Genomic DNA, 9,711 nt, shown 5'->3' with positions numbered 1-9,711 from the left:
CAGTGTCAGGCCGTCAACGCGTGCGACGCGTTGCTAGTATCCTAGGGCTATGCCCGTCCATGAAGAACCGCCGGCTATGCCGGCGGGTCACTTTTTTTGTTTTATAAAATTCAAATTTTGTTTTATGAATTACTAAAAATTTTAAACTTGAATTGTAAAGTGCTTAAATTCGCTTAAATTCGCCATTTTTGTTTTAACAAAAATGTTGCACGGCCGCCCGCATAAATCTATCTTATGGTCATGATGAAATCAGTTATTGAATACAAAGACTATCGTGAGTACGTACTCGACTACTACCGCGAACGCAAGCGCACGTCGGCGTTTACCTGGCGCGAGTTTGCAAAGATTGCTGGTTTCGCATCGGGTTCATACCTGAAGCTTGTTTGCGATGGCAAGACAAGGCTTCGGGAGGAAGGAGCAAAGAAGACGGCCTTGGCAATGGGGTTGCTGGGGTTTGAGTTCGACTACTTCGTCTTGATGGTTCGATACGAAAGCGCAAAGACGGACCGGGAAAAGAAAAAGTGTTTCGAAGAAATGGAAGCATTGAGTTCGGCACACCATGTGAAAATTCTCGGCAGTGAAATGTACACGTTCTACGAAACCTGGAAGCATTCTGTCGTCCGTGAATTGGCCGTGGCGATGCCCGGGGCGAAACCGCACGAAATCGCGAAGGCTTGCCGGTTGCCTATTTCGGCGGCTGACGTAAGCAGCAGCTTGCGATTCCTTTTGAATGCCGGATTCCTGACGATAGATGCCAAGGGCATTTATCACCAGACGACGCATTCGATTACGACGGGGCGCCTAAAGGTTGTCTCGGTGGCGGTGCATTCGCTGTTGCGCCAGATGGGCGAATTCGCGCTCGAGGCTTTGGACAAGTTGCCTATTTCGGAACGCCACTTTAGCGGCATTACCATGGGCATGACTGCCGAAAGCTATGAAAAGGTCATCGAGGAACTCACGGAGTGCCGCAAACGCATTGTGTCGATTGTCTCGGCTGACAAAAAGGTGGAAAAAGTTTGCCGCTTGAACATGCAGCTTTTCCCGCTATCTGAAAATTTGAATAGGGCGCCTGTTATGGGAAAAAAGGAGGCTGAAAATGCGTAATAGTTTGGATGGTATGAGAAAGTTTTTTGCGAGTCTTGCCGCTCTCGCTTTTGGCGGGGCGTTCTGGGCCTGTTCTACTTTTGAATCCGCCGGCACGAGCGAAGAGAGTGAAGGCGTTGTTGCCATTTCTAGCAAGAAAATTGTTGGCGTGGCGCAGAAGGGACCGTTCGTGACGGGATCCAACATCGTGCTCAAGGAAACTTCGGCAGAAGGGAATCTTGTGGCGACTGGCCGCGAATTCTTTGCGACGACCCGTAGCGACCAAGGCGATTTTGTCATCGACGATATCAATTTGGAAAGTCAGTATGTCAGGCTGACTGCAACCGGTTACTATAAAAGCGAAACGACGAAAGAAAATTCAAAGTGCCAAGTCAGCTTGAATGCGTTGTCGGATATTAGCGACCGCGGCGTAATAAACATTAACGTGTTTACGCACTTGGAATACGGCCGCACGCTTTATCTTGTGAAAGAAGGTAAATCGTTTGCAGAAGCTCAGAAGCAGGCACATGCTGAATTGATGAAGAGCTTCAGTTATGAATGGATTTCTGAAGATTCCGAAAACCTCGATGTGACCGACACGAGTGAAGCCGGCAAGGCTCTGGAACGTATCAGTAGTGGCTTGGATTTGGCTATGAATGATGCGCAAAAGAGGGCTGAAGAAGGTGTCCGTTGCGAAGCTGCCCAAGAAGTTGTAGATGTTCTGGCCAAGATGTTCAGAAAGTCTGGCGATTTTTCGGGAGATTTCAAGACGGAATATGCGTCGAGTGATGTTATAATGTTTTTCTTAGTTACGATGTCTTATCCAGAATAGGGGGTTACTATGTATAGAAGGATCAATCATATTCTTTCACTGATTGCTGTGGGTGCGGCTTTGATGGCTTGCAGCCAGGCGGAAACGAACTCTACGTCGTCAGAAGGGGCGAGAACCATTTCTGGCAAATCGCAAAAAGGACCGTTTTTAAAGGGTTCTGAAATCACCCTTTATGGAATGGACGAACGCTTGCGCCAAACGGGAGCTAAATTCTCTACCAAGGTTGAAAATAGCCGTGGCGAGTATTCCTTGAGAAACGTCAACCTGGACGATCGCTATGCCTGGCTCAATGCGAACGGCTACTATCTCGATGAAATAACCCGGGATACCTCTGCTCAAAAAATTTCATTGAACAGTCTTGTTGATTTGCAAGATCGCGATCACGTGAATATTAACGTTCTGACGCATTTGTCTTTTGACCGTATTCGTTACCTAGTCAAGGAGGGCAAATCTGTTGAAGACGCTAAGCGCCAGGCCGAAAAAGAAGTGATGGCTGCATTCGGATTCTCCGATGAGGGCGAGTCCTTCGACCAGCTCGATATTATGGGCCGTAGCGAAGGTGACGCTAAACTCTTGGCCATTTCGTTGATAATGCTTACCGCCAAAGATATTGGCGAGGTGACGACCAATATGGCCATGCTTGCCATGGATTTGGAGAAAGACGGCGTCTGGGATGATACCACCTTGAAGAACGAACTCAAGAAGAACGTTTCTATGGAGAATCAAGGCGAAGCCTATAAGCTTGCACGGCGTAACCTGATCGATATGGGTGCAGACGAAATAAGCGATTTCGAAAAGCTCATCAACCAGTTCGCGGCTCCTTGGGATTCCGCATGGGGCCTTGGCGCCCACTGTGGAAATCTAGATGATGTCAAGGACGGCTATATTTGCCGCAATGGCGTGTGGAAGTGGTATAATGGCGCAAGAACGAATGGCGATGCGCCTGTGGATACCGCAGGAAAATACGGCACGCTGGTCGATGACAGAGATGGGGCCATCTATAAGACTTTGGATGTCAAAATGAAAGATGGAGAGACTGTCTCTTGGATGGTGAGTAATCTGGGATTTAAGCCTTCCATGGGTTCTGATGGCATTCAAGAATGGTTTACGATGGGGGAAATGGGTAGTCCTTATTATGTTTGCCAGGCATTGGATGCGCCCGATGAAGAAACTTGCGAGTCGGAGGCTTACCGTTCTGAGATTAAGGAAAAGGTGCTCCGCAAAGAATATGTTCAAGGCGCATGCCCCGAAGGCTGGCATCTTCCCCAAAGTTATGAATGGCAAAAACTGGAAGAGGCTACCCAAGGCGATGCTCAAACTCAAGAATTGCTTTTGTATCCGCGCTTTACGGAAAACGAAAGTGATTATAAGATTGCCCAGTGGGGCAGTAGATTCTCTCTTGATGAAGATCGCGAATTCTTCGGACCGGAAGAACCGACAAGCGCTCCGCCGGCAAAGACTATCTACGAGGTCCGTTGCGTAAAAGACTAAGGTGAAATTCATTCCCCCGATTTGGACCCGAAGGATTCGGGCAGGGGGATGGTTAGGAAAGAATCCTGCGGAAAGTTCCGCAGGATTTTTTTTGTGTTCTAGGGCATGTTCCTAGAATATGAAATCATGTTCTAAAAATGCTTGATTTTTGATAATTTTAAAGAAATTGGTAAAATTTGGCTAAAAACGATAATTTTATGTTCTGTTTAGACCAAATGAATCTATATTTGTAGTCATGAAGGAGATCATAGAATACACTGATTATCGTAAGTTCATTCAGGACTACTACGATGAACGAAAACGCTGCTCTGCTTTTTCTTGGCATGCGTTCGCCCAGAAGGCGGGTTTTTCGTCAGATGTCTATTTGAAGTATGTTTGCGAGGGGAAAAAGAATTTGAGCGTCGGCTCGGCGGGCTCGGTGGCAAATGCCATGGGGCTTGTCGGTTTCGAGTACGAATACTTTGTCTTGATGGTATCTTATGCGCATGCAAAAAGCAACGAAGCTAAAAAGGCTGCGTTCGAAGAACGTTGCGCGCTGGCGAATGCTCACAAGGTGCGTGTGCTGGGTGACGAAGAATTCAAGTATTTCAAGTCTTGGAAAAATTCCGTAATCCGTGAGTTGGCACCGCACATGCCCGGCGCAAAGCCGTTGGAAATTGCCCATGCCTGCAAACCGAAGATTTCGGCGGCGGAAGTTTCCGAGACGCTCGATTTTTTGGTGAAGGCGAAGCTCCTGAAGAAGGACAGGAGTGGAAACTACCAGCAAACGGACAAGACGATTAAAATGGCGCCTGTGGAGGCCGTGCCGCTGGCGGCTCGCGATTTGCAGCGCCAGATGGGGGAGTTTGCCCTTAAGTCCATTGATTTGCCGATTTCGGAACGCATGATGTCGGGTTATACGCTTGGGCTTACGCGTCGTGCGTACGAACGCATCAAGAAAGAGACTGAAGATTATTACCGCCGCGTGGTGGCGATTGCGACGGAGGAAGACGAAACGGAACAGGTCTACCGCCTGAACGTGCAGTTGTTCCCGTTGAGTGAACGACTTGAACCTAAAAACGAGACGATGAATAAAAAGGGAGAAACGAAATGAGGAGAGAGAAGAATCGCAATTTAGCCTTGCGCCTGATGTCGATTTGTGCGCTTGCGTCTATGGCGCTCTTGGCAGCCTGCTCCAGTTCCGACGACAAGAGTGTTGCCGGTGGCGCTTCGGGGGATGCGGGCGTTGTTGCCGTCAAGGATTTGGACGTGGCAGGTGTTTCGCAGAAGGGCCCGTTCGTGAAGGGTTCCGCGGTGACGGTGCAGGGAATTGACTGCAAGACAATGAAATTCACGGATGAGGTCTTTGAGGGCGAAGTCAAAAACAATATGGGTGAATTTGTTGTAGAAAAAGTGAACTTGTCTACAACCTGTGCTGTTGTTGCAGTGACTGGCGAATACCGTAGCGAAATGACCGGGAAGAAGGTTTCGGATAAATTGACGCTCCGTGCGTTGACGAATCTCAAGGACCGTACCCATGTGAATGTCAACTTGCTTACGAACTTGGAATACGAGCGCGTAATGCATTATGTGGCAGAAAAAGGCAAGACTTTCGACGAGGCAAAGGACTTAGCTGAAACCGAGGTGCTTGCGGCGTTCGGTATGGCGGGCGATACGACCGAGTTTGAAGATTTGGATATTTTTGGAACAAGCGATGCAGATGCAACGCTCCTTGCCATCAGTGTGCTGATGCAAGGCGATGCCGATGTGAAAACGCTTACGGAACGTATGGATAAATTCAGCGATTCCTTTGCGGAAAGCGGCACGTGGAATGATGATGATACGAAAAAAGCAATTATCGACTGGATTGCAAATGCCGTGGCGAAGGCTGTGATGGATTCCATTCGCAAGAATATGGAGAATTGGGGATTCGCAAACGAAGTTCCCGATTTTGAGACGGCGGTTGATGCGTTTGCCACTAACGTTTCAAAGGAAGAATCTAACGACAGCGTCAAGACAGAAGGATGGAGTTGGGATGTTCCCAAGGAAGCCCGCCTGAATCCGAACATCAAATACGACTCGATGGTTGACCCGCGCGACAAGCAAGTGTACAAAGTTGTAAAAATTGATGTGCCAGATGCAAATTATTCGCAGGTTTGGATGGCGGAGAACCTGAACTATGCCGATAGCGTCAAGACTCCGAGCTTGAAGGGCGGCAACTGGTGCTACAATGATGATGAAAAAAATTGCAAGGTGAGTGGCCGTTATTATAGCTGGGCCGCCGCGATTGACTCGGTTGCTTTGGCGAATGATTCCAAGGAGCCGTTGGTTTGCGGCTATGGCAAAAAGTGCGGACTTGATCGAGCTGTGCAGGGAATTTGCCCTGACGGCTGGCATTTGCCGTCAATCTATGAATGGGGCCTATTGAGCGTGGCATTAGGAAATGCCCCTGTATCTGGTGAACCACTCAAGGCGTTGACTGGATGGAACGACGCCGGGACGGATCACAATAACGGTACGGATCTTTACGGCTTCGCCGCTCTCCCGACCGGAAGAAGAATTTCTGCTACTAAATGGGAAAAGGTGGGCTCGGATGTTTATTACTGGAGCGCTACTGAATACAGTGCCAATGATGGCCGGTATTTCAATATAAACAACGTTTATACCAATTCTTATACGTATCAGAATAGCAAGTCTTATGGACAAAGTGTCCGTTGCGTCAAGGGGGATCCTTCGACTGCTCCGGTAAGACCTTCTTCAAGTTCTAGCGTGACAAGCGTATCCAGCAGTTCTGTAGAGTCTTCTAGTTCTGAAGCTTCTTCCTCGTCACAGTCGAGTAGCAGCGAGACAAGTGGGTCCAGCAGTTCTGTAGTTCCTGAAGATCCCTCTTCAGTAGTTACGGGGACTATGACAGACAACCGTGATGGTCAAACTTACAAGACCGTGAAAATCGGCGACCAGGTGTGGATGGCAGAAAACCTGAACTTTGAAACTGATTCCAGTTTCTGCTATAATGATTCTGCTGAATATTGTGCAAAGTATGGCCGTCTTTATGTTTGGACTGCGGCAATGGATGCATGCCCTAGCGACTGGCACCTGCCCGATCTCGCAGAGTGGAGAATGCTGCTCGCTGCGGTTGGTGGGGATTCGATTGCAGGCACGAAGCTCAAGTCTACGAGTGGCTGGAATAGTGACGGCAATGGTACGGATGATTTCGGCTTCACTGTGTTGCCCGCTGGTGGCTGGGGGAGCAAGGACTTTGTGGGTGAGGCTGCTGCCTTTTGGACTTCTGAATGGTACGATGAGTACGATAATTATGCGTATGGTATAAGATTGTACACGGATACCATTGTACGCAAGTTCTACAGTAACAAGTATATCGGGAGTTCGGTCCGTTGTGTAAAGGACTAAGTTTGCTTAGATTTCTGAAATTGAAATCAATGGGCTCGAAGGCGGAAGAAGAGAGAGCTTATCTCTGGAGCCGTAGGCTGTTAGAATCTGGGGCGTTATGCCGGAATCAAAAAAAGACCTCGCTAGTGCGCTAGCGAGTTTTTTTTGTACTCCTAGAACACGAGTTGTGTTCTTGAAATTGGCGAAATTTTAAAAATTTTGCAGAATTAGTAAAATTTGAATAAAAATAGCGAATTTGTATCCCATTTGTGGCAAATTAGTCTATATTTGTGACCATGAAGGAGATTGTAGAATATACCGATTATCGTAAGTTCATTCAGGACTATTACGATGAACGTAAGCGCACCTCTGCGTTTACCTGGCGAGACTTTGCGCGCGACGCAGGGTTTTCGTCGGCGGTTTATCTGAAGTATGTCTGCGAGGGGAAGAAAAACCTGAGCGTAGGGGCTGCAGGTTCCGTAGCGAGTGCTATGGGGTTGGTGGGGTTCGAACACACGTACTTTGTGCTGATGGTTTCGTACGCGCATGCGAAGGGGGACGAGGCGAAACGAGCCGCGTTCGAGGAACGCTGTGCGCTGGCGAATGCTCACAAGGTGCGTGTGCTAGGGGTCGAAGAGTTCAATTATTTTAAATCGTGGAAAAACGTGGTGCTGCGAGAACTCGCGCCAAACATGCCCGGCGCAAAGCCGCTCGAAATGGCTCATGCGATTAAGCCTGCGATTACCGCTGCCGAAGTCACGGAGACGCTCGACTTTTTGGTGCGGGCGAAGCTCCTCAAAAAAGACAAAGACGGAAATTACCAGCAGACGGACAAGGCGATTTCGATGGGCTCTGTAGACGCCGTGCCTGTGGCTGCCCGCGATTTGCAGCGCCAGATGGGCGAATTCGCCGTAAAGGCAATCAATTTACCGCTTTCGGAACGCGACATGTCGGGCCTTACCATGGGCCTCACCCGTAAATCTTACGAACGGATTCGTAAGGAACTTGCGGATTGCCGCCGCCGAATTATCGCGATTGCCTCGGAAGACGACGAGACGGAACAGGTTTACCGATTGAATTTGCAACTGTTCCCGCTGAGTGAACCTTTGGCAAAAGAAAGCAAGACTTCAGTTAAGAAGGAAGGAGACAATGAAAAATAACTTGTGCAAGACGGCCAAGAAAAACTTGGCCTTTGCTTCTGCATTTATAGGCATGTCGCTCTTTGCTGCATGCTCCAGTACCGATGACAAGGGCGTTGCAGGCGGCGTCTCGGAAGATGCCGGCTTTGTGGCTCTTAAGGATGTCGAGGTTGCTGGCGTTGCCCAGAAGGGCCCGTTCGTGAAGGGCGCTACCGTGACGGTGCAGGGGATTGACTGTAAGACCATGGAACTTTCGGACGAAATTTTTGAAACCGAAGTCAAGAGCGATAAGGGCGACTTTGCTGTTGACAGTATGTCTTTTGCGTCGACATGCGCCTTGTTCGAAGTGTCGGGCAAATACTTTGACGAATTGACTGGCGAAAAGTCCAAGAATGCGGTTACGATCCACGCGATTACCGATTTGAAGGATCGCAAGAACGTGAATGTCAACATGCTTACGCAGCTGGAATACGAACGCGTGAAGCACCTTGTTGCAAACAAGAGTAAGTCTTTTGCCGACGCAAAAACTCAGGCGCAGAAGGAAGTTCTTGCTGCATTCGATATCAAGGGTGAATTTGACGAATCGGAAAAGTTGAATGTCTTTGAATCTGGTAACGGAAACGCAGCACTCCTCGCCGTAAGCGTGATGATGCAGTCTGGAACAGATGCAGATGGGCTTGTCAAGCGTCTTGACAAGTTCGACGATTCCTTTGCCGAAAGCGGCAAGTGGAAAGATTCTACGACCAAGGCCGAGATTGCTGAATGGGCCGCCTCTGTCGTCGCAGACGGCAAGCTTGATTCCATTCGCAAGAATATCGAAGGCCTGGATTATGTTGACGAAATTCCCGCGTTCGAAAAGTACATTCCCGCTGTAGAACCGGCTGATTCGATCGAAGAAGTGTCTTCTTCTAGCGATGAATCTTCGTCTTCTGTCGAAGAGTCGTCTTCCAGCGACGTCATTGCGAGCGAAGCGAAGCAATCCAGTAGTAGCGAAGTAAAGGCCGATACGTTATCTTCGAGTTCTGCAGTATCGCCGAAGTCGAGTTCGTCTGTTCGTGACACGCTTGTTTCTAGCTCGTCTGTTCGTGATTCGCTGTCGCTGGATAGCCTGCGTTCTTCGAGTTCTGTAGTGCCGAACGATTCAATCGTACGCGACTCCTCTGCACGTGATACTTCCATTCGTGATTCGAATTCCGTAAAGCCGGATACTTCGACTACGGCGAAAGATTCCTCTGTTGCCCCAAAAGATACCTCGGGATGTCCTAACACGGAATTCCCCCATGAACTGAATTACTTGCTTGGAAATGACTATGAAATTGCAAGTGCGCATTGCCCTGGTGATTCCGTAGTCGTGACTTGGAGAACGCGTCACGATGTTTACGAAACGGAATTCTCTGTTCCGAGGACATATACTTTTGCTGCGGATTTTGAACAGTACTCGACGGATAGCTTGGATCGTTTCAGGTCGGAGTGGCTGGATGGTGGTTCTGGATACAAATATCGAGGGGAAAGCGAAAAAAGCATAGTGGAATTAGGAAACGAACTGTATGGGTATCCGTACGATGAAGAAGATATGAGTGAAATTGGCGAAACGACTCCTGTTTATAGCTACGAAATGGTATTGAAGAATGCCTTGTACCATGTATACGTATTTTCTGTGCCGGAAGTATTGGTGAGCGCGAGCGGCTCTAGAACAATCCGCTATGGGTTCGTTGTAGAATTGGCGGGCGTCTATTATACGTCAAAGTAAAGGTCTTCTACCCTAAAAAAGCAGAAAGGTCTCGCAATTTTGCGAGG

Annotated in this window: 7 protein-coding genes; all 7 read left to right on the top strand. The window is 48.6% G+C overall.

The features are described from left to right. The first annotated feature begins 240 nt into the window (after positions 1 to 240). Positions 241 to 1,104: a TIGR02147 family protein gene (locus B9Y58_RS08605; RefSeq protein ID WP_083532298.1), complete on the top strand. Its 864-nt coding sequence runs from the start codon at positions 241 to 243 to the stop codon at positions 1,102 to 1,104. Next, positions 1,097 to 1,915 (top strand): hypothetical protein, encoded by an 819-nt coding sequence (locus B9Y58_RS08600; protein ID WP_143154679.1) that lies wholly within the window; start codon positions 1,097 to 1,099, stop codon positions 1,913 to 1,915. The genes B9Y58_RS08605 and B9Y58_RS08600 overlap by 8 nt, the downstream gene beginning before the upstream one ends. A gap of 9 nt (positions 1,916 to 1,924) precedes the next feature. Beyond that, a complete protein-coding gene (locus B9Y58_RS08595) occupies positions 1,925 to 3,406 on the top strand; it encodes an FISUMP domain-containing protein (RefSeq protein WP_083532289.1) in 1,482 nt (493 codons plus the stop codon). Positions 3,407 to 3,641: 235 nt separating this feature from the next. Further along, entirely contained in the window at positions 3,642 to 4,499 is an 858-nt protein-coding gene (locus tag B9Y58_RS08590) for a TIGR02147 family protein (protein WP_073056110.1), read from the top strand. After that, the gene (locus tag B9Y58_RS08585) at positions 4,496 to 6,796 is read left to right on the top strand and encodes a fibrobacter succinogenes major paralogous domain-containing protein (protein ID WP_073056112.1); all 2,301 of its coding nucleotides are present in this window, start codon (positions 4,496 to 4,498) and stop codon (positions 6,794 to 6,796) included. Before B9Y58_RS08590 ends, B9Y58_RS08585 begins: the two co-directional genes overlap by 4 nt. 275 nt (positions 6,797 to 7,071) lie before the next feature. Then, positions 7,072 to 7,935: a TIGR02147 family protein gene (locus B9Y58_RS08580; protein ID WP_073056114.1), complete on the top strand. Its 864-nt coding sequence runs from the start codon at positions 7,072 to 7,074 to the stop codon at positions 7,933 to 7,935. Next, a complete protein-coding gene (locus B9Y58_RS08575) occupies positions 7,925 to 9,664 on the top strand; it encodes a hypothetical protein (protein WP_073056116.1) in 1,740 nt (579 codons plus the stop codon). The genes B9Y58_RS08580 and B9Y58_RS08575 overlap by 11 nt, the downstream gene beginning before the upstream one ends. Positions 9,665 to 9,711 lie beyond the last annotated feature (47 nt).

Source organism: Fibrobacter sp. UWB15 (assembly GCF_900177705.1).
In the GTDB taxonomy this organism is placed as follows: domain Bacteria; phylum Fibrobacterota; class Fibrobacteria; order Fibrobacterales; family Fibrobacteraceae; genus Fibrobacter.
This window is presented reverse-complemented; position numbering and strand designations above follow the sequence as displayed.

Bases quoted from the DNA above. Each gene is read 5' to 3' on its own strand.
- B9Y58_RS08590 (WP_073056110.1), top strand. From the start codon at position 3,642: ATGAAGGAGATCATAGAATACACTGATTATCGTAAGTTCATTCAGGAC.
- B9Y58_RS08600 (WP_143154679.1), top strand. From the start codon at position 1,097: ATGCGTAATAGTTTGGATGGTATGAGAAAGTTTTTTGCGAGTCTTGCC.
- B9Y58_RS08585 (WP_073056112.1), top strand. From the start codon at position 4,496: ATGAGGAGAGAGAAGAATCGCAATTTAGCCTTGCGCCTGATGTCGATT.
- B9Y58_RS08595 (WP_083532289.1), top strand. From the start codon at position 1,925: ATGTATAGAAGGATCAATCATATTCTTTCACTGATTGCTGTGGGTGCG.
- B9Y58_RS08575 (WP_073056116.1), top strand. From the start codon at position 7,925: ATGAAAAATAACTTGTGCAAGACGGCCAAGAAAAACTTGGCCTTTGCT.
- B9Y58_RS08580 (WP_073056114.1), top strand. From the start codon at position 7,072: ATGAAGGAGATTGTAGAATATACCGATTATCGTAAGTTCATTCAGGAC.
- B9Y58_RS08605 (WP_083532298.1), top strand. From the start codon at position 241: ATGATGAAATCAGTTATTGAATACAAAGACTATCGTGAGTACGTACTC.